We start from the raw sequence: 19,724 nt of genomic DNA, 5'->3' as shown, positions 1-19,724 counted from the left end.
GAGAGACCGGTGTCAGACGTCCGTGTGATCATCCAACGCGATTCCGAGCGGGAAGAACGCGTGGTGACGACGGGCACTACGGCCGCCGACCTCTTCGCGGGCGAGCGCTCGATCATCGCCGCACGGGTCGGGGGCGAGCTGAAGGACCTCGCCTACGAGGTCAAGGACGGCGAGACCGTCGAGGGCGTCGAGATCTCCTCCGAGGACGGTCTGAACATCCTGCGCCACTCCACCGCGCACGTCATGGCGCAGGCCGTGCAGGAGATCTTCCCCGAGGCCAAGCTGGGCATCGGCCCGCCCGTCAAGGACGGCTTCTACTACGACTTCGACGTGGAGAAGCCGTTCACGCCCGAGGATCTCAAGGCCATCGAGAAGAAGATGCAGGAGATCCAGAAGCGCGGGCAGCGCTTCGCCCGCCGCGTCGTCACCGACGAGGCCGCTCGCGAGGAGCTGGCGAACGAGCCGTACAAGCTGGAGCTGATCGGCCTCAAGGGGGCGGCCTCCTCCGACGACGGCGCGGACGTCGAGGTCGGCGCCGGCGAGCTGACGATCTACGACAACCTGGACGCCAAGACCGGCGAGCTGTGCTGGAAGGACCTCTGCCGCGGTCCGCACCTGCCCTCGACCCGCCTCATCCCGGCGTTCAAGCTGATGCGCAACGCGGCCGCCTACTGGCGCGGCAGCGAGAAGAACCCGATGCTCCAGCGCATCTACGGCACCGCCTGGCCGTCCAAGGACGAACTGAAGGCGTACCTGGACTTCCTCGCCGAGGCCGAGAAGCGCGACCACCGCAAGCTCGGCACCGAGCTGGACCTGTTCTCCATCCCGGAGCAGATCGGCTCCGGCCTCGCGGTCTTCCACCCCAAGGGCGGCATCATCCGCCGGGTCATGGAGGACTACTCGCGGCGCCGCCACGAGGAAGAGGGCTACGAGTTCGTCTACACCCCGCACGCGACGAAGGGGAAGCTCTTCGAGACGTCCGGGCACCTGGACTGGTACGCCGAGGGCATGTACCCGCCCATGCAGCTCGACGAGGGCGTGGACTACTACCTCAAGCCCATGAACTGCCCGATGCACAACCTGATCTTCGACGCGCGCGGCCGCTCCTACCGTGAACTGCCGCTGCGTCTCTTCGAGTTCGGGACCGTGTACCGGTACGAGAAGTCGGGCGTCGTGCACGGCCTCACCCGTGCCCGCGGCTTCACGCAGGACGACGCGCACATCTACTGCACCCGTGAGCAGATGTCCGAGGAACTGGACAAGACGCTCACCTTCGTCCTCGGCCTGCTGCGCGACTACGGCCTGACCGACTTCTACCTGGAACTGTCCACCAAGGACCCGGAGAAGTTCGTCGGCTCCGACGAGGTCTGGGAGGAGGCGACCGAGACCCTGCGCCAGGTCGCCGAGAAGCAGGGCCTGCCCCTCGTCCCCGACCCGGGCGGCGCCGCCTTCTACGGCCCGAAGATCTCCGTCCAGGCCAAGGACGCGATCGGCCGGACCTGGCAGATGTCGACCATCCAGCTCGACTTCAACCTGCCCGAGCGCTTCAACCTGGAGTACACGGGCCCGGACGGCTCCAAGCAGCGCCCGGTGATGATCCACCGCGCCCTCTTCGGCTCGATCGAGCGCTTCTTCGCGGTGCTCCTGGAGCACTACGCGGGCGCCTTCCCGGCCTGGCTGGCCCCCGTCCAGGCACTCGGCATCCCGATCGGCGACGCCCACGTCGAGTACCTGGAGAAGTTCGCGGCGGCGGCCCGCAAGCAGGGGCTGCGCGTCGAGGTGGACTCCTCCTCGGACCGGATGCAGAAGAAGATCCGCAACGCCCAGAAGCAGAAGGTGCCCTTCATGGTCATCGCGGGCGACGAGGACATGTCGGGCGGCTCGGTGTCCTTCCGCTACCGCGACGGCTCGCAGGAGAACGGCATCCCGTTCGACGAGGCCATCGCGAAGATCGCGAAGATCGTGGCCGAGCGGGCCCAGGTCTGAGCAGGCGTTCCGCACGGCCCCCGGCGAACCGATCCCGCCGGGGGCCTTGCCTTGTGCCGTACCTGGACGCCATATGCTGCATGGCATGACGACTGAGCCGGAACAGCAGATCGGAGTGGGGACGCAGGACGCGTTCCAGCGCCTGTGGACGCCCCACCGGATGGCGTACATCCAGGGCGAGAACAAGCCGACCGGCCCCGGGGCCGACGACGGCTGTCCCTTCTGCTCGATCCCGGCCATGTCCGACGAGGACGGCCTGGTCGTCCGGCGTGGCGAGCACGTGTACGCGGTGCTCAACCTCTACCCGTACAACGGCGGCCATCTGATGACCGTGCCGTACCGGCACGTCGCCGACTACACCGAGCTGACCGGGCCGGAGACCGCCGAGCTGGCCGAGCTGACCAAGCAGGCGATGACGGCGCTGCGCATCGCGTCCGGCGCGCACGGTTTCAACATCGGCATGAACCAGGGCACCGTCGCGGGCGCCGGCATCGCCGCCCACCTCCACCAGCACATCGTCCCCCGCTGGGGCGGCGACACGAACTTCATGCCGGTGGTGGGCCACACCAAGGTGCTGCCGCAGCTGCTGGCCGACACCAGGAAGATGCTGGCGGAGGCCTGGCCGGCGTGATCAAGCGAGGTCTGGGGGCGGTGCCCCCAGACCCTACGCGTCGTAGGTGTCGGCCTTCTTCGGCGAAGCGTCCTGCACCGAGCCGCTGAGGGCGGACGCGCGGGAGCTGAACTTCTCGACGTCGACGTCGTGCTCCCTGAGCACCCGGAGCGCGGCCCGGTGCACCGCGCGGAGGATCGGGGTGGCCGCGCGGAGCGCGTCGTCGGCCATGAAGCGGTGCCGCCAGGGCTGGTCGGCCCAGGCGTGCCGCAGACCGAAGGGCTCGGGCAGGCCGATGGAGCCGCCGAGCCACTTCAGCAGCGGCGGATACCAGCCCAGGGCGGCGCGCGCGGCGAGCCGGACCACCTCGTCGGTGGTGACCAGCGGAAGCCTGACGGTCCGTGTCTCCCAGAACTTGACGGTCTTCGCGACCTTCTTGACGGGATCCTCGGGCTTGCCGCGGAACAGGCCGTTGACCGGGCCGAGGGCGTGTCCGGTGACCTCGATGCGCAGGGTCTCCTTCAGCACGGTCACCGTGATCATCATGGTGAGGATGAGGTCGCCGCTCCACAGATGCGGCCACTGCACGCCGAGGTAGTGCCGGTCGCCGCTGTCGAACTGCTGGTTGTTGCAGATGTCCTCGACGGCCTTCGGCTTGACCTGGTACGCCTCGACGTCCGTCCCCTCGGGCCGGGACACCGACGTGGCGCCCTCGCCCACATGCGTGACGATCCAGTGCCGTACCTGCGGCTCGGGGAAGCCGCCGGTCTTCAGGTGCTGCCGGTGCAGCACGCTCAGCTCCTCGTGGATGGCCCGGACGACCGTCCAGCTGCGGAACTCGTGGATGCCCTTGACCGGGTCGAGGGGGACCAGCTCCTCCGCCATGTGCCAGGCGCCCCAGCGGGTGCCCATGCCGAGGATGCCCCGGGGACCGGCGTAGAAGACGGAGTTGGACTGCTGCTCGGCGCTGAGCCGCGCCAGGGACTGGCGCAGCTGCTCGGCCGCGGCCTGGTCGGGGCTGGTGGGCACCGCTTCGGGCACCTTCGCGCCGACGCTGCCGCCGGAGAGCAGCTCGCCCCAGCGCTCGCGCAGGTCCCTCGCCGTGCGCTCGCAGATCCGCTTGGCCAGGAACCAGCCGGCCACGGGGACCACGACGCAGCCGCGCGCGTACCACTGCCAGAAGCCGGTGAAGGGGGTGCGGACCAGGAACAGCACCGCGAGGATGCCGACGGCGGCGAGCAGGACGGTGCCGAGCCCCGAGACCCGCTTGTCGCCGTTCTTCAGCATGGTCGCCCGCAGCTGGAAGACCAGCAGCCAGACCAGCAGGCCGGGCAGGAAGAGCAGCCCGCACAGCACCATGAGGGCGGTCAGCCTGGTGTCCCGCTCCCGGCGGATGCGGTTGGCCGCGAGGCAGTGCTCGACGACCACCTGGGGCTCGCAGCCGAAGGACTGGATGAGCGGCTTGCGGTCGACACCCAGCATGCGGTCGATCACCGCCTGGGAGTAGGCCTCACCGAAGTTCGGCCGGAAGATCTTCGCCCACCTGCGGTGCTCGTTGACCGTCGACCGGTGCCATTCGTTGTCGGCCTTCTTGATCTCCTCCATCGGGGTGTCCCGGTACGCCGCCGAGGCCAGGGCCAGGGTCGGGGCCTGCGCATCGCCGCCCGGCCTCGGCACCTGTGGCCCGAAGAAGTCCTCGAAGCTCATTCCCGCCCCCACTTGCCGCCGTCCCGCTTCTGCGGCCTTCCCGACTTCCGTACTCCGCACACCTGTTGATCAGGTCATCAGCGTATCCTCAGCCACTGACAGCGCGGGGGCGGACGGCCGAAGCCGCCCGCCCGAACGGTGTGCGCCGGTGAACTACGCCATCTCGTCCGCCTGTTCGCGGATGCGCTCGGCGATCTGCGGCGGCATCGGCTCGTGCCGGGCGTAGCTGCGGTCGAAGCGGGCCGTGCCGTGGGACAGCGAGCGCAGGTCGACGGCGTACCGGCCGATCTCGAACTCGGGCACCTCGGCCCGGATCAGGGTCCGCCCGGTGCCGACCTGTTCGGTGCCGAGCACCCGGCCACGCCGGCTCGACAGGTCGCTCATCACCGCGCCCACGTAGTCGTCGCCGACCAGCACGGACACCTCGGCCACCGGCTCCAGCAGGTGGATCTTCGCGTCGGCCGCGGCCTCCCGCAGCGCCAGCGCGCCCGCCGTCTGGAAGGCGGCGTCGGAGGAGTCCACCGAGTGCGCCTTGCCGTCCAGCAGGGTGATCCGCACGTCCACCAGCGGGTATCCCGCGGCGACGCCCTTGGCCGCCTGCGCCCGTACGCCCTTCTCGACGGACGGGATGAACTGGCGCGGTACGGCGCCGCCGACCACCTTATCCACGAACTCGATGCCCGAGCCGCCCGGCAGCGGCTCCACCTCGATCTCGCAGATCGCGTACTGCCCGTGCCCGCCGGACTGCTTCACATGCCGGCCGCGTCCGCTCGCCCTGCCCGCGAACGTCTCCCTCAGGGAGACCCTGTGCGGGACGACGTCGACCTGGACGCCGTAGCGGCTGCGCAGCCGCTCCAGGGCGACGTCCGCGTGCGCCTCGCCCAGGCACCACAGGACCACCTGGTGGGTGTCCTGGTTCTGCTCCAGGCGCATCGTCGGGTCCTCGGCGACCAGCCGGGCCAGGCCCTGCGAGAGCTTGTCCTCGTCCGCCTTGCTGTGCGCCTGGATGGCCAGTGGCAGCAGCGGGTCGGGCATCCGCCACGGCTCCATCAGCAGCGGGTCGTCCTTCGCGGAGAGCGTGTCCCCGGTCTCGGCGCGGCCGAGCTTGGCCACGCACACCAGGTCGCCGGCGACGGCGTGTGTCACCGGGCGCTGCTGCTTGCCGAAGGCCATGGTGAGGGCGCCGACCTTCTCGTCGACGTCGTGGTCCTCGTGACCGCGGTCGGCCAGCCCGTGCCCGGAGACGTGCACCGTCTGGTCGGGGCGTAGTGTGCCGGAGAAGACGCGGACGAGGGAGACCCGGCCGACGTAGGGGTCGGAGGAGGTCTTGACGACCTCGGCGACCAGCGGGCCGCAGGTGTCGCAGGGCTTCAGCCCGCGCGGCTCGCCGTCGATCGAGGTGACCTCGGGCAGCGGGTGCTCGAAGGGCGTCGGGAAGCCGCCGGTGACCAGCTCCAGCAGCTCGACCGTGCCGAGCCCCTGCCGGGCGCCCTCGGCGGCCGGGGCGGCCGCCAGGACCGGGTAGAACGAGCCGCGGGCGACGGCCCGCTCCAGGTCCTCGATCAGGGTCTTGACGTCCACCTGCTCACCGCCGAGATAGCGGTCCATGAGGGTCTCGTCCTCGCTCTCGGCGATGATGCCCTCGATGAGCCGGTTGCGGGCCTCCTCGATGTCCGGCAGCTGGTCCGCGCCGGGCTCGGACTCCTTGCGCTCCCCGGTCGAGTAGTCGAACAGCTTCTGCGTCAGCAGCCCGACCAGCCCGGTCACGGGCGCGTGCCCGTCGGGGCCCTCCGGTCCGCGCAGCGGCAGGTACAGCGGGAGCACCGCGTCGGGGTCGTCCCCGCCGAAGGCCTCCGCGCAGGTCCGGGTCATCTCCTCGAAGTCCGCGCGCGCGGCCTCCAGATGCGTGACCACGATCGCCCGGGGCATGCCGACGGCCGCGCACTCCTCCCAGACCATCCGGGTCGAGCCGTCCACCCCGTCCGAGGCCGAGACGACGAAGAGGGCCGCGTCCGCCGCGCGCAGACCGGCCCGCAGCTCCCCGACGAAGTCGGCGTACCCGGGGGTGTCGAGGAGGTTGATCTTGATGCCGTTCCATTCGACCGGCACCAGGGAGAGCTGTACGGAGCGCTGCTGCCGGTGCTCGATCTCGTCGTAGTCCGAGACGGTGGCGCCGTCCTCGACGCGGCCCGCCCGGTTCACCGCCCCCGCGGTGAGCGCGAGAGCCTCCACCAGCGTGGTCTTGCCCGAACCGGAGTGGCCGACCAGCACCACGTTCCGTACGGACGCGGGCTGGTCGGCCTCAAGAGCCCTGCCGGCGGCCCCGGGGTGTGTCTGAGTCTTGTCGCCCATGATCCTGCCTCCCGTGCACGGTGAGGTCTGTGTGGGCGCGGACACGCGGGATCCGCGTGCTCTGGCGGCTCCGGCGACGCCCGCGGTTATTCGAGCTTTCCACTCCCGTCACGCGGCGTCCATACGAAGGACGGCCGCGGACCGCGATCGCGCCACGCGCGCCCCGCGCACGGCGGCGCACGCCGGTTCGCCGGACGGGCTGCGGGTGCCCGCCCGCCACGCACGCACGCGCGTGGCTACGATGGGCCAGCCGGAGGCCGCCAGGGCCACGGCGCGACACCGACCGTCGGGAAGGCCATGCTGAACAAGTACGCGCGTGCATTCTTCACGCGTGTCCTCACACCGTTCGCCGCGTTTCTCATCCGGCGGGGGGTGAGCCCCGACACGGTCACGCTCATCGGCACCGCCGGTGTGGTGGCGGGCGCGCTGGTCTTCTACCCCCGGGGCGAGTTCTTCTGGGGCACGGTCGTCATCACCCTGTTCGTCTTCTCCGACCTGGTCGACGGCAACATGGCCCGCCAGCTCGGCCGCTCCAGCCGCTGGGGCGCCTTCCTGGACTCCACCCTCGACCGGGTCGCCGACGGCGCCATCTTCGGCGGCTTCGCGCTCTGGTACGCGGGCCAGGGGAACGACAACATGCTGTGCGCGGTGTCGATCTTCTGCCTGGCCAGCGGCCAGGTGGTGTCGTACACCAAGGCGCGCGGCGAGTCGATCGGCCTGCCGGTCGCCGTCAACGGGCTGGTCGAGCGCGCCGAGCGCCTGGTGATCTCACTGGTCGCGGCCGGTTTCGCGGGCATGCACAAGTTCGGCATCCCGGGCGTCCAGTGGCTGCTGCCGATCGCCCTGTGGATCGTCGCCGCCGGCAGCCTCGTCACGCTCGTCCAGCGGGTCGTCACCGTGCGCCGCGAGTCCGCCGAGGCGGAGGCGGCCGCCGCCGGGCAGAACGCGTCCCAGGGGACCGAGGCGGCGAAGTGAGCACCGCGGACCGGCTCACCGACGCGCTCTACGGCCTCGGCTGGAGCACCGTCAAGAAGCTCCCCGAACCCGCGGCGGCGCGCCTCGGCCGCACCATCGCCGACCTCGCCTGGAAGCAGCGCGGCAAGGGGGTCCTGCGCCTGGAGTCGAACTACGCGCGCGTGGTGCCCGGCGCCGGTCCCGAGCGGCTCGCCGAGCTGTCCCGCGCGGGCATGCGCTCGTACCTGCGCTACTGGATGGAGTCCTTCCGGCTGCCGGCCTGGAGCGCCGAGCGGGTGAGGACGGGCTTCGACCCGAAGGACGTCCACCACCTGACCGACGGCCTCGCCTCCGGTCAGGGCGTGATCCTCGCCCTGCCGCACATGGCCAACTGGGACCTGGCCGGCGCCTGGGTCACCACCGAGCTGCGGACGCCGTTCACCACGGTCGCCGAGCGGTTGAAGCCCGAGACCCTCTACGACCGCTTCGTCGCCTACCGCGAGGGCCTCGGCATGGAGGTCCTGCCGCACAGCGGCGGCTCCGCCTTCGGCACCCTGGCCCGGCGGCTGCGCGACGGCGGCCTGGTCTGCCTGGTGGCCGACCGCGACCTGTCGTCGTCCGGCGTCGAGGTCGACTTCTTCGGCGAGCGCACCAGGATGCCCGCGGGCCCCGCCCTGCTCGCCCAGCAGACCGGCGCGCTGCTGCTGCCCGTCACCCTCTGGTACGACGACTCGCCCGTCATGCGGGGACAGGTGCATCCCCCGGTGGAGGTACCCGGGACAGGCACGCGCGCGGAGAGGACGTCTGTGATGACACAGGCGCTGGCCGACGCCTTCGCCACCGGGATCGCCGACCATCCGGAGGACTGGCACATGCTCCAGCGCCTGTGGCTCGCCGACCTCGACCCCGCGAAGGGACCCTCGTGAGAATCGGGATCGTCTGCCCGTACTCCTGGGACGTGCCCGGCGGCGTCCAGTTCCACATCCGCGACCTCGCCGCCTACTTCCTCCGCCTCGGCCACGAGGTCTCCGTCCTCGCCCCGGCCGACGACGACACCCCGCTGCCGCCGTACGTCGTCTCCGCCGGCCGCGCCGTCCCGGTGCCGTACAACGGCTCGGTGGCCCGGCTCAACTTCGGCTTCCTGTCCGCCGCGCGGGTACGGCGCTGGCTGCACGAGGGCCGCTTCGACGTGGTCCACATCCACGAGCCGACCTCGCCCTCGCTGGGCCTGCTGACCTGCTGGGCCGCCCAGGGCCCGATCGTCGCGACCTTCCACACCTCCAACCCCCGCTCGCGCGCGATGATCGCCGCGTACGCCATCCTCCAGGCCGCGCTGGAGAAGATCAGCGCGCGGATCGCGGTCAGCGAGTACGCCCGGCGCACGCTGGTCGAGCACCTCGGCGGGGACGCGGTGGTCATCCCCAACGGCGTGGACGTGGACTTCTTCGCCGGGGCCGAGCCGAAGCCGGAGTGGCAGGGCGACACGATCGGCTTCATCGGCCGTATCGACGAGCCCCGCAAGGGCCTGCCCGTGCTGATGAAGGCCCTGCCGAAGATCCTCGCGGCCCGCCCGCAGACGCGCCTCCTGGTCGCCGGGCGGGGTGACGAGGAGGCGGCCGTGGCGGACCTCCCCCAAGAGCTGCACGCGCGCGTGGAGTTCCTCGGCATGATCAGCGACGAGGACAAGGCCCGTTTGCTGCGCAGCGTCGACCTGTACGTCGCGCCCAACACGGGCGGCGAGAGCTTCGGCATCATCCTGGTCGAGGCGATGTCGGCGGGCGCCCCCGTGCTCGCCTCCGACCTGGACGCCTTCGTGCAGGTCCTCGACCAGGGCGAGGCCGGCGAGGTCTTCGCGGGCGAGGACGCCGACGCCCTCGCCGAGGCGGCCGTACGGCTCCTCGCGGACCCCGCCCGCCGCGCCGCCCTGCGCGAGCGCGGCAGCGCCCACGTCCGGCGCTTCGACTGGTCGACGGTCGGCGCGGACATCCTGTCCGTCTACGAGACGGTCACGGCCGGTGCGGCGGCGGTCGCGGCCGACGAACGGACCACCGGCCTGCGAGCGCGCTTCGGGCTGGCCCGCGACTGAGCAGGCGGCCCCGCGCGGGGGCGGCCGTTCCGGGCGGCGGCCGGGGCGCGGTGTGCGCGGTGGCGGTTCCGGCTGACGCCGCTCACGGGCGTGACACGGCGCCGGGCCGGACGTGCGGGCAGGGCGACCGCCGGGGCGGGGGCTTGCCGTGAGGCGCGTGGGGTGGCAGCCGATAGCCTTCCCGCGTGACCGCAACCCTCATCTGGATCCTCGTCGTCCTCGTCGCCGTCGGCGTGTACCTCAGCTGGACGGCCGGGCGCCTGGACCGGCTGCACGTGCGGATGGACGCCGCGCGGGCCGCGCTGGACGCGCAGTTGCTGCGGCGGGCCTCCGTGACCCAGGAACTGGCCACCTCGGGCGTGCTGGACCCGGCCGCCTCGATCGTGCTGTACGAGGCCGCGCACGCGGCGCGGCAGGCCGAGGAGGAGCAGCGGGAGGTCGCGGAGAGCGAACTGAGCCAGGCCCTGCGCGCGGTCTTCGGGGACCCCGCCCAGGTGGAGGCCGTACGCGAGGCCCCAGGGGGCGAGGAGGCCGCCCACGAGCTGGCCGAGGCGGTCCGCAGGGTGCCGATGGCCCGCCGGTTCCACAACGACGCCGTGGGGGCCGCCCGCAGGCTCCGCGAACACCGCAAGGTCCGCTGGTTCCGGCTCGCCGGCCACGCCCCGTTCCCGCTGGCCTTCGAGATGGACGACGAGCCGCCCGCGGCCCTGGTGGAGCGGGCCGCCTGAACCCCAGGCGGACGAAAATGATCCACCGGCTTTCCATTGGCCCTTGCTGTGGCCTGGTCCACTCGCGTTTCCTCGGTGAGGCAGAAACCCTCTTTCCCTTCAGTGAGGTCACCCGTGTCCACCATCGAGAACCAGGCTCCCGAGACCGGCACCGCGCGCGTGAAGCGTGGCATGGCCGAGCAGCTCAAGGGCGGCGTGATCATGGACGTCGTCACGCCGGAGCAGGCGAAGATCGCCGAGGACGCGGGCGCCGTCGCCGTCATGGCCCTGGAGCGGGTCCCCGCGGACATCCGCAAGGACGGCGGCGTGGCCCGCATGTCCGACCCGGACATGATCGAGGGCATCATCGACGCCGTCTCCATCCCGGTCATGGCCAAGTCCCGCATCGGCCACTTCGTCGAGGCCCAGGTGCTGCAGTCCCTCGGCGTCGACTACATCGACGAGTCCGAGGTCCTCACCCCGGCCGACGAGGTCAACCACTCCGACAAGTGGTCCTTCACCACCCCGTTCGTGTGCGGTGCCACCAACCTGGGCGAGGCCCTGCGCCGGATCGCCGAGGGCGCGGCGATGATCCGCTCCAAGGGCGAGGCCGGCACCGGCAACGTCGTCGAGGCCGTCCGCCACCTGCGCCAGATCAAGGGCGACATCGCCCGCCTGCGTGGCCTGGACAACCACGAGCTGTACGCCGCCGCCAAGGAGCTGCGCGCCCCCTACGAGCTGGTCAAGGAGGTCGCCGAGCTGGGCAAGCTCCCGGTCGTGCTGTTCTCCGCCGGCGGCGTGGCCACCCCGGCCGACGCGGCCCTGATGCGCCAGCTCGGTGCCGAGGGCGTCTTCGTAGGCTCCGGCATCTTCAAGTCCGGCGACCCGGCCAAGCGTGCCGCGGCCATCGTCAAGGCCACCACCTTCTACGACGACCCGAAGATCATCGCGGACGCGTCCCGCAACCTCGGCGAGGCCATGGTCGGCATCAACTGCGACATCCTCCCCGAGTCCGAGCGCTACGCGAACCGCGGCTGGTAATCCCACCCCCCAGAGGACTGCGCGAAACACATGACTGACGCACCCGTCATAGGCGTCCTGGCCCTGCAGGGCGACGTACGGGAGCACCTCATCGCCCTGGCCGCGGCCGACGCCGTGGCCAGGCCGGTGCGGCGCCCCGAGGAACTCGCCGAGGTCGACGGTCTCGTCCTGCCCGGCGGCGAGTCGACCACCATCTCCAAGCTGGCCGTCCTCTTCGGCGTGATGGAGCCGCTCCGGGCGCGCGTGCGGGACGGCATGCCCGTCTACGGCACCTGCGCGGGCATGATCATGCTGGCCGACAAGATCCTCGACCCGCGCTCGGGCCAGGAGACCGTCGGCGGCATCGACATGATCGTGCGCCGCAACGCCTTCGGGCGCCAGAACGAGTCCTTCGAGGCCGCGCTCGACATGAAGGGCATCCCCGGTGATCCCGTGGAGGGCGTCTTCATCCGCGCCCCCTGGGTCGAGTCCGTGGGCGCGGGCGCCGAGGTGCTCGCCGAGCACGGCGGCCACATCGTCGCCGTCCGCCAGGGCAACGCGCTCGCCACGTCGTTCCATCCCGAACTGACGGGCGACCACCGCGTGCACGGCCTGTTCGTGGACATGGTGCGCGCGAACCGGGCCGCGGAGTCCTTGTAGGATCTCTGGCGTTCGTTATGTGGATGGTTACGCGAAGGAGACAGGCAGATGTCCGGCCACTCTAAATGGGCTACGACGAAGCACAAGAAGGCCGTGATCGACGCCAAGCGCGGCAAGCTCTTCGCGAAGCTGATCAAGAACATCGAAGTCGCCGCACGTATGGGCGGCGTCGACCTCGACGGTAACCCGACGCTCTACGACGCCGTTCAGAAGGCCAAGAAGCAGTCGGTGCCGAACAAGAACATCGACTCCGCGATCAAGCGCGGCGGCGGTCTCGAAGCCGGCGGCGCCGACTACGAGACGATCATGTACGAGGGCTACGGCCCGAACGGTGTCGCGGTGCTCATCGAGTGCCTCACCGACAACCGCAACCGCGCCGCCTCCGACGTCCGCGTCGCCATGACCCGCAACGGCGGCTCCATGGCCGACCCGGGCTCGGTGTCGTACCTCTTCAACCGCAAGGGCGTCGTGATCGTCCCCAAGGGCGAGCTGACCGAGGACGACGTCCTCGGCGCGGTCCTGGACGCGGGCGCCGAGGAGGTCAACGACCTCGGCGAGTCCTTCGAGGTGCTCAGCGAGGCCACCGACCTGGTCGCGGTCCGCAGCGCTCTGCAGGAGGCCGGCATCGACTACGACTCCGCCGAGGCCAACTTCGTCCCGACCATGCAGGTCCAGCTGGACGAGGAGGGCGCCCGGAAGATCTTCAAGCTCATCGACGCGCTGGAGGACAGCGACGACGTGCAGAACGTCTTCGCGAACTTCGACGTGAGCGACGAGATCATGGAGAAGGTCGACGCGTAACGCCCCGCGGGTTCAGCGGGTTTCCGGCGGGCCGGTGGGACACGTCCCACCGGCCCGCCGTCATTGTCAGTGGGACCCGATAGCCTGCACAAACACGTGATCGAGGCGATCGGAGGGAGGGGCACGGTGCGCGTACTGGGGGTGGACCCCGGGCTGACCCGGTGCGGTGTCGGCGTCGTCGAGGGGGTCGCGGGCCGGCCGCTCACGATGCTCGGGGTCGGAGTCGTCCGCACGCCCGTGGACGCCGATCTCGGCCACCGCCTCCTCGCCGTCGAGCAGGGCATCGAGCAGTGGCTGGACGAGCACCGGCCGGAGTTCGTCGCCGTCGAGCGCGTCTTCAGCCAGCACAACGTGCGTACGGTGATGGGCACCGCCCAGGCCAGCGCCGTCGCCATGGTGTGCGCCGCCCGCCGCGGCATCCCCGTCGCCCTGCACACCCCGAGCGAGGTCAAGGCCGCCGTCACCGGCAGCGGCCGGGCCGACAAGGCGCAGGTCGGCGCCATGGTGACCCGGCTGCTCCGGCTCGCCGCGCCACCGAAGCCGGCCGACGCCGCCGACGCCCTGGCGCTCGCCATCTGCCACATCTGGCGCGCCCCCGCCCAGAACCGGCTCCAGCAGGCGGTCGCCCGCCACTCCCCGCACGCAACGAGAACTCACGCAACGAACGCCCAGGCAACGAAAGGCCGTACGGCATGATCGCCTTCGTCAGCGGCACGGTCGCCGCGCTCGCCCCCGACGCCGCGGTCGTCGAGGTCGGCGGGGTCGGCATGGCCGTGCAGTGCACGCCGAACACGCTGTCCACGCTCCGCGTCGGCCGGCCCGCCAAACTGCACACCTCCCTGGTGGTCCGCGAGGACTCGCTGACCCTGTACGGCTTCGCCGACGACGACGAGCGCCAGGTCTTCGAGCTGCTGCAGACCGCGAGCGGCGTCGGCCCGCGCCTGGCCCAGGCGATGCTCGCCGTGCACACCCCGGACGCGCTGCGCCGCGCCGTCGCGACGGCGGACGAGAAGGCCCTGACCGCCGTCCCCGGCATCGGCAAGAAGGGTGCGCAGAAGCTGCTGCTGGAGCTGAAGGACCGCCTCGGCGAGCCCGTCGGCACGGCCCCCGCGATCGGCGCGCCGGTCACCCAGGGCTGGCGCGACCAGCTGCACGCGGCCCTCATCGGGCTCGGCTACGCCACCCGCGAGGCCGACGAGGCCGTCACCGCCGTGGCCCCCCAGGCCGAGGCCGCCGGCGGCACGCCCCAGGTCGGCGTCCTGCTGAAGGCCGCCCTGCAGACCCTCAACCGCGCCCGCTGACCGCACGACGCTGACCCACGACGATCGAGGCAGAGTACATGAACTGGGACGACACCCCCGACACCCCCGCCCCGGAGCGGCTGGTGGGCTCTGCCGCCGACGGGGAGGACCAGGCCGTCGAGGCCGCGCTGCGCCCCAAGGACCTCGACGAGTTCATCGGCCAGGAGAAGGTCCGCGAACAGCTCGACCTCGTGCTGCGCGCCGCACGCGCGCGGGGCGCCACCGCCGACCACGTGCTGCTCTCCGGCGCCCCCGGCCTCGGCAAGACCACCCTGTCGATGATCATCGCGGCCGAGATGGGCGCACCCATCCGCATCACCTCGGGCCCCGCCATCCAGCACGCCGGCGACCTCGCCGCGATCCTCTCCTCGCTCCAGGAGGGCGAGGTCCTCTTCCTCGACGAGATCCACCGGATGTCCCGGCCCGCCGAGGAGATGCTGTACATGGCGATGGAGGACTTCCGCGTCGACGTCATCGTCGGCAAGGGCCCCGGCGCCACCGCCATCCCCCTCGAACTGCCCCCGTTCACCCTGGTGGGCGCCACCACGCGCGCGGGCCTGCTGCCGCCGCCGCTGCGCGACCGCTTCGGCTTCACGGCGCACATGGAGTTCTACGAGCCGCACGAGCTGGAGCGCGTCGTCCACCGTTCGGCGCACCTGCTGGACGTCGAGATCGAGCCGGACGGCGCCGCCGAGATCGCCGGCCGGTCCCGCGGCACGCCCCGCATCGCCAACCGCCTGCTGCGTCGCGTCCGTGACTACGCCCAGGTCAAGGCGGACGGCGTCATCACCCGCGAGATCGCCGCGGCCGCCCTCGCCGTGTACGAGGTCGACGCCCGCGGCCTGGACCGGCTGGACCGCGCCGTGCTGGAGGCCCTGCTGAAGCTGTTCGGCGGCGGCCCGGTCGGGCTGTCCACGCTCGCGGTCGCCGTGGGGGAGGAGCGGGAGACCGTCGAGGAGGTCGCCGAACCGTTCCTCGTCCGCGAGGGCCTGCTCGCCCGCACGCCGCGTGGCCGGGTCGCCACACCCGCCGCCTGGGCGCACCTCGGCCTGACCCCGCCGCGCGGGCCGGCCGGGGGAAACGGACAGCAGAACCTGTTCGGGAGCTGACGGCGCCGCGCGGGCGCCGCGACGGCTCGGTGACGGCGCGGTGGCGACGAGAGCACTGGCCCCAGCAGGAACCCAGGTGCCATGCTGAGCGTTGTTCCATGCGCGCGGACTCGCTTAGACTCCGCCGATGCCGCCCTTGCGGGCGGCGCCGACCCACACCCCCGTCAAAGGCCGCTCCCCGTCGCGGTCGCGCGAAGGAAATTCCGTCCCGTGAATGCCTTTACCCTTCTCCCCTTCATCGTGCTCATCGCGGCCATGTTCCTGATGACACGCTCGGCCAAGAAGAAGCAGCAGCAGGCCAACCAGATGCGGAACGAGATGCAGCCCGGCTCCGGTGTCCGCACGATCGGGGGGATGTACGCGACGGTCAAGGAGGTGGGCGAGGAGACGGTCCTCCTCGACGCCGGCCCCGGTGTCGAGCTGCTCTTCGCCAAGAACGCGATCGGCGCCGTCCTCGGCGACGACGAGTACAACCGCATCGTCCACGGCATCGAGCACGACCTGAAGTCCGACGCCGGCATCGTCCCGGACGACGCGTCCTCCCTCACCGAGACCGACGAGTCCGACTCGCCCGCTGCCGCCGCCTCCGACGACAAGGCCGTCGATCTCGGTAAGAAGGATGCTGCCGAGGACGGCACCGACGCGGTCGAGGCCGCCGTAGCCAAGGCCGAGGACGAGCCGAAGAAGTCCGACGGCGACTCCGACGCGAAGTAGTCACGCCCCGGTGGCGCGCCGCGGGGCATAATCACGCCCCGCGCACCACCGGGCGTGCCTGTTTCACGGGAGCCCGACACCATGTCATGGCCGACCGCGCCGATCCGGCGCGGGGCGGCCCGAGAGGGAGTACGAGAAGGTGGCAGCACCTAAGAGGGGCCGGAGCGCGAGCGCCCAGAGCAAGCCAGGGCGCTCGCTGGCCCTCATCCTGATCGCCATCGTGGCGCTCACCGGAGGCATGTTCCTGTCCGGGAACACCACTCCGCGTCTCGGCATCGACCTCGCCGGTGGCACGAGCATCACGCTCAAGGCGAAGGCCGACCAGGGGTCCGCGATCAACAAGGCCAACATGGACACCGCGGTCGACATCATGAACCGCCGTGTCAACGGCCTCGGCGTCTCCGAGGCGGAGGTGCAGACCCAGGGGACCGACAACATCATCGTCAACATCCCCAAGGGCACCAACTCGAAGGAAGCGCAAGCGCAGGTCGGTACGACCGCCAAGCTGTACTTCCGCCCGGTCCTCGCCAGCGAGCCCAGCGGCACCGCCACGCCGAGCCCGTCGCCGAGCGCCTCGTCCAGCGGCGCCTCGAAGAAGCCGGGCGCCGGCGCCAGCCCCTCCGCGAGCGCTTCCTCCAAGGCGAAGGCCTCCTCCGGCTCCTCCTCCGCCTCCCCCTCGTCCTCGGCGACCTCCCAGGGCCGTGCCGTCACCGACGCGCTGAAGGCCGGCTCCACTCCCTCGCCGAGCACCTCCGCCTCCGGCAGCCCCACGCCGAAGGCCACTCCCTCGGCCTCCGCCTCCGGCGCCGCCTCGGACGCCGCCAGGCTCCAGGCCCAGTACGCCGCCCTGGACTGCACCAAGCCCGGCCAGCGGGCCAAGGTCGGCGGGGCCGCCAAGCCCGGCGAGTCCACCGTGGCCTGCGGGCAGATCCGCGGCGCCTGGTACAAGTACGTGCTCGGCCCGGCCGCCGTCGACGGCACCGAGGTGAAGAAGGCGCAGGCCGTCTTCGACACCCAGGGCGCCTCCGGCTGGCAGGTCCAGATGACCTTCAGCTCCAGCGGCGCCAAGAAGTTCGCGAACATCACCGGCCAGCTGGCCAAGAACCAGCAGCCGCAGAACGAGTTCGGCATCGTCCTCGACGGTGAGGTCGTCTCCAGCCCGTACGTGAGCCAGGCCATCACCGGCGGCCAGGCGGAGATCTCCGGCAGCTTCACCCAGCAGGACGCCCAGAGCCTCGCGAACATGCTGTCGTACGGCGCCCTGCCGCTGTCCTTCCAGGAGCAGTCGGTCACGACGGTCACCGCCGCGCTCGGTGGTGAGCAGCTGCACGCCGGTCTGCTCGCCGGCGCCATCGGCCTCGCGCTGGTCGTGCTCTACCTGGTGGTCTACTACCGGGGTCTGTCGCTCGTCGCGATGGCCTCGCTGCTGGTCTCCGCGATCCTCACCTACGTGATCATGTCGCTGCTGGGCCCGGCCATCGGCTTCGCGCTGAACCTGCCGGCCGTCTGCGGCGCCATCGTCGCCATCGGTATCACCGCCGACTCGTTCATCGTCTACTTCGAACGCATCCGGGACGAGATCCGCGAGGGCCGCTCGCTGCGCCCCGCCGTCGAGCGGGCCTGGCCGCGCGCCCGGCGCACCATCCTCGTCTCCGACTTCGTGTCGTTCCTCGCCGCCGCCGTGCTGTTCATCGTGACCGTCGGCAAGGTCCAGGGCTTCGCGTTCACGCTCGGCCTGACCACCGTGCTCGACGTGGTGGTCGTCTTCCTGTTCACCAAGCCGCTGATGACGCTGCTCGCCCGCCGTAAGTTCTTCGCGAGCGGCCACAAGTGGTCCGGCCTCGACCCCAAGGGCCTGGGCGCCAAGCCGCCGCTGCGCCGCACCCGCCGTCCCGCCGGTCCCGCCACCGGCTCTGTCGACCCGAAGGAGGCCTGAGCGATGTCGAAACTCGGCAACCTCGGCGCTCGACTGCACCGCGGCGAGATCTCGTACGACTTCGTCGGCAAGCGCAAGATCTGGTACGGCGTCTCCATCCTGATCACCATCACGGCCATCGTCGGCCTGGCGGTGCGCGGGCTGAACATGGGCATCGAGTTCAAGGGCGGCGCGGTGTTCACCACGCCGACCAAGATGAGCACCTCGGTGACCCAGGCGGAGAACTACGCCAAGGACGCCTCCGGCCACGAGGCGATCGTGCAGAAGCTCGGCAACGGCAGCCTGCGCATCCAGATCGCCGGCATCGACACCGGCCAGTCCGACAAGATCAAGCAGGAACTGGCCAAGGACCTGAACCTCAACCCCGAGAAGCTCGCCGCCGACCTGGTCGGCCCGAGCTGGGGCCAGCAGATCGCCACCAAGGCCTGGGAAGGCCTGGCGATCTTCATGGTGCTCGTCGTGATCTATCTGGCCATCGCCTTCGAATGGCGCATGGCGGTCGCGGCCCTCGTCGCGCTGATCCACGACATCACCATCACGACCGGCATCTACGCCCTCGTCGGCTTCGAGGTCACCCCCGGCACGGTCATCGGTCTGCTGACCATCCTCGGTTACTCGCTCTACGACACGGTCGTCGTCTTCGACAGCCTCAAGGAGCAGACGAAGGACATCACCAAGCAGACCCGCTTCACCTACAGCGACATCGCCAACCAGTCGATCAACGGCACGCTGGTCCGCTCCATCAACACCACCGTCGTCGCCCTGCTGCCGGTGGCCGGCCTGCTCTTCATCGGCGGCGGCTTCCTCGGCGCCGGCACGCTGAACGACATCTCGCTGTCGCTGTTCGTCGGCCTCGCCGCCGGCGCCTACTCCTCGATCTTCATCGCCACGCCGCTCGTCGCGGACCTCAAGGAGCGCGAGCCTGCGATGAAGGCCCTCACCAAGCGGGTCCTGGCCAAGCGCGCCCAGGCCGCCGCCGAGGAGGACCTCGTGGGCGGCCGTGCCGCCGGTGACGACGACTCCGACGACACCGCCGCCGCCGTCGTGGGCCCCCGCAACCAGCCGGCGCCCCGCAACCGGGGCCGCGGCCGAACCTCCGGGAAGCGCCGATGACCGACATCCAGGAGCTGCTGCTCAGCCGTATCCGCGACGTCGCCGACTACCCCGAGCCGGGCGTGATGTTCAAGGACATCACCCCGCTCCTCGCGGACCCGGCCGCGTTCACGGCGCTCACCGACGCGCTCGCCGAGATCGCCGCCAACACCGGCGCGACCAAGGTCGTCGGCCTGGAGGCCCGCGGCTTCATCCTCGGCGCCCCGGTCGCCGTCCGCGCGGGCCTCGGCTTCGTCCCGGTGCGCAAGGCCGGCAAGCTGCCCGGCGCCACCCTGCGCCAGGCCTACGACCTGGAGTACGGCTCCGCCGAGATCGAGGTCCACGCCGAGGACCTGACCTCCGGTGACCGCGTCCTGATCGTGGACGACGTCCTCGCCACGGGCGGCACGGCCGAGGCCGCGATCCACCTGATCCAGCGCGCCGGCGCCCAGGTCGCGGGCCTGGCGGTCCTCATGGAGCTGGGCTTCCTCGACGCCCGCGCCCGCCTGGAGCCGGCCCTGGCCGGCGCCCCGCTGGAGGCGCTGCTCCAGGTCTGACCGGCCCGCCCGCGTCGTCGTACGGCCGCCCCGGCACCGCGCCGGGGCGGCCGTCACGTATCTGCGGGCCGTCGCGACGACCACCCCGGGACACCTCGCGCACGCCGCCCGGCCACCCGGACTCCAGCTCCC

Annotated in this window: 18 protein-coding genes; 16 read left to right on the top strand and 2 right to left on the bottom strand. The window is 71.3% G+C overall.

The window, feature by feature from the left end; all coding sequences use genetic code 11:
* Nucleotides 1-9: 9 nt before the first annotated feature.
* Together thrS and ACZ60X_RS23590 are read left to right on the top strand one after the other, a co-directional pair.
* Nucleotides 10-1,986, top strand: coding sequence for a threonine--tRNA ligase (thrS, locus tag ACZ60X_RS23595; RefSeq protein WP_469601738.1), 1,977 nt, complete (start codon nt 10-12; stop codon nt 1,984-1,986).
* A gap of 73 nt (nt 1,987-2,059) precedes the next feature.
* Nucleotides 2,060-2,617 carry an HIT family protein gene (locus tag ACZ60X_RS23590; protein ID WP_469601736.1) on the top strand — a complete coding sequence of 186 codons (558 nt, stop codon included), beginning with the start codon at nt 2,060-2,062 and terminating at the stop codon, nt 2,615-2,617.
* 33 nt (nt 2,618-2,650) lie between these two features.
* On the opposite strand, the gene ACZ60X_RS23585 is transcribed toward ACZ60X_RS23590, so the two are convergent.
* Nucleotides 2,651-4,303 carry a hypothetical protein gene (locus ACZ60X_RS23585; RefSeq protein WP_469601734.1) on the bottom strand — a complete coding sequence of 551 codons (1,653 nt, stop codon included), beginning with the start codon at nt 4,301-4,303 and terminating at the stop codon, nt 2,651-2,653.
* Between the two features lie 153 nt (nt 4,304-4,456).
* Complete coding sequence (locus tag ACZ60X_RS23580; protein ID WP_469601731.1) at nt 4,457-6,655, bottom strand: elongation factor G-like protein EF-G2; 2,199 nt, start codon at nt 6,653-6,655, stop codon at nt 4,457-4,459.
* A 297-nt stretch (nt 6,656-6,952) separates the two neighbouring features.
* Here ACZ60X_RS23580 and pgsA point away from each other — a divergent pair, with 297 nt between their 5' ends.
* The 14 genes from pgsA (at nt 6,953) to ACZ60X_RS23510 (ending at nt 19,592) form a co-directional block, all read left to right on the top strand.
* Nucleotides 6,953-7,630, top strand: coding sequence for a phosphatidylinositol phosphate synthase (gene pgsA / locus ACZ60X_RS23575; protein WP_469601728.1), 678 nt, complete (start codon nt 6,953-6,955; stop codon nt 7,628-7,630).
* Nucleotides 7,627-8,535, top strand: coding sequence for a phosphatidylinositol mannoside acyltransferase (locus ACZ60X_RS23570; protein WP_469601726.1), 909 nt, complete (start codon nt 7,627-7,629; stop codon nt 8,533-8,535). The genes pgsA and ACZ60X_RS23570 overlap by 4 nt, the downstream gene beginning before the upstream one ends.
* Complete coding sequence (locus ACZ60X_RS23565; RefSeq protein WP_469601723.1) at nt 8,532-9,695, top strand: glycosyltransferase family 4 protein; 1,164 nt, start codon at nt 8,532-8,534, stop codon at nt 9,693-9,695. The genes ACZ60X_RS23570 and ACZ60X_RS23565 overlap by 4 nt, the downstream gene beginning before the upstream one ends.
* Nucleotides 9,696-9,880: 185 nt before the next feature.
* Complete coding sequence (locus ACZ60X_RS23560; protein WP_469601718.1) at nt 9,881-10,423, top strand: LemA family protein; 543 nt, start codon at nt 9,881-9,883, stop codon at nt 10,421-10,423.
* A 114-nt stretch (nt 10,424-10,537) separates the two neighbouring features.
* A complete protein-coding gene (gene pdxS, locus ACZ60X_RS23555; RefSeq protein ID WP_360744865.1) occupies nt 10,538-11,443 on the top strand; it encodes a pyridoxal 5'-phosphate synthase lyase subunit PdxS in 906 nt (301 codons plus the stop codon).
* A gap of 30 nt (nt 11,444-11,473) precedes the next feature.
* The gene (pdxT, locus tag ACZ60X_RS23550; protein ID WP_469601715.1) at nt 11,474-12,082 is read left to right on the top strand and encodes a pyridoxal 5'-phosphate synthase glutaminase subunit PdxT; all 609 of its coding nucleotides are present in this window, start codon (nt 11,474-11,476) and stop codon (nt 12,080-12,082) included.
* A gap of 48 nt (nt 12,083-12,130) precedes the next feature.
* A complete protein-coding gene (locus ACZ60X_RS23545; protein ID WP_469601712.1) occupies nt 12,131-12,883 on the top strand; it encodes a YebC/PmpR family DNA-binding transcriptional regulator in 753 nt (250 codons plus the stop codon).
* A gap of 126 nt (nt 12,884-13,009) precedes the next feature.
* Nucleotides 13,010-13,579 (top strand): crossover junction endodeoxyribonuclease RuvC, encoded by a 570-nt coding sequence (gene ruvC, locus ACZ60X_RS23540; protein ID WP_469601709.1) that lies wholly within the window; start codon nt 13,010-13,012, stop codon nt 13,577-13,579.
* Complete coding sequence (gene ruvA / locus ACZ60X_RS23535; RefSeq protein WP_469601707.1) at nt 13,576-14,184, top strand: Holliday junction branch migration protein RuvA; 609 nt, start codon at nt 13,576-13,578, stop codon at nt 14,182-14,184. The genes ruvC and ruvA overlap by 4 nt, the downstream gene beginning before the upstream one ends.
* Before the next feature lie 38 nt (nt 14,185-14,222).
* Nucleotides 14,223-15,293 carry a Holliday junction branch migration DNA helicase RuvB gene (ruvB, locus tag ACZ60X_RS23530; RefSeq protein WP_469601705.1) on the top strand — a complete coding sequence of 357 codons (1,071 nt, stop codon included), beginning with the start codon at nt 14,223-14,225 and terminating at the stop codon, nt 15,291-15,293.
* Nucleotides 15,294-15,503: 210 nt separating this feature from the next.
* Nucleotides 15,504-16,007 carry a preprotein translocase subunit YajC gene (gene yajC, locus ACZ60X_RS23525; protein WP_469601703.1) on the top strand — a complete coding sequence of 168 codons (504 nt, stop codon included), beginning with the start codon at nt 15,504-15,506 and terminating at the stop codon, nt 16,005-16,007.
* Nucleotides 16,008-16,146: 139 nt separating this feature from the next.
* Nucleotides 16,147-17,943: a protein translocase subunit SecD gene (secD, locus tag ACZ60X_RS23520; protein WP_469601700.1), complete on the top strand. Its 1,797-nt coding sequence runs from the start codon at nt 16,147-16,149 to the stop codon at nt 17,941-17,943.
* A gap of 3 nt (nt 17,944-17,946) precedes the next feature.
* Nucleotides 17,947-19,056, top strand: coding sequence for a protein translocase subunit SecF (gene secF / locus ACZ60X_RS23515; protein WP_469601698.1), 1,110 nt, complete (start codon nt 17,947-17,949; stop codon nt 19,054-19,056).
* Complete coding sequence (locus tag ACZ60X_RS23510) at nt 19,053-19,592, top strand: adenine phosphoribosyltransferase (RefSeq protein WP_469601696.1); 540 nt, start codon at nt 19,053-19,055, stop codon at nt 19,590-19,592. The genes secF and ACZ60X_RS23510 overlap by 4 nt, the downstream gene beginning before the upstream one ends.
* Nucleotides 19,593-19,724 lie beyond the last annotated feature (132 nt).

Source organism: Streptomyces sp. NPDC104106, assembly GCF_055584345.1.
This window is presented reverse-complemented; position numbering and strand designations above follow the sequence as displayed.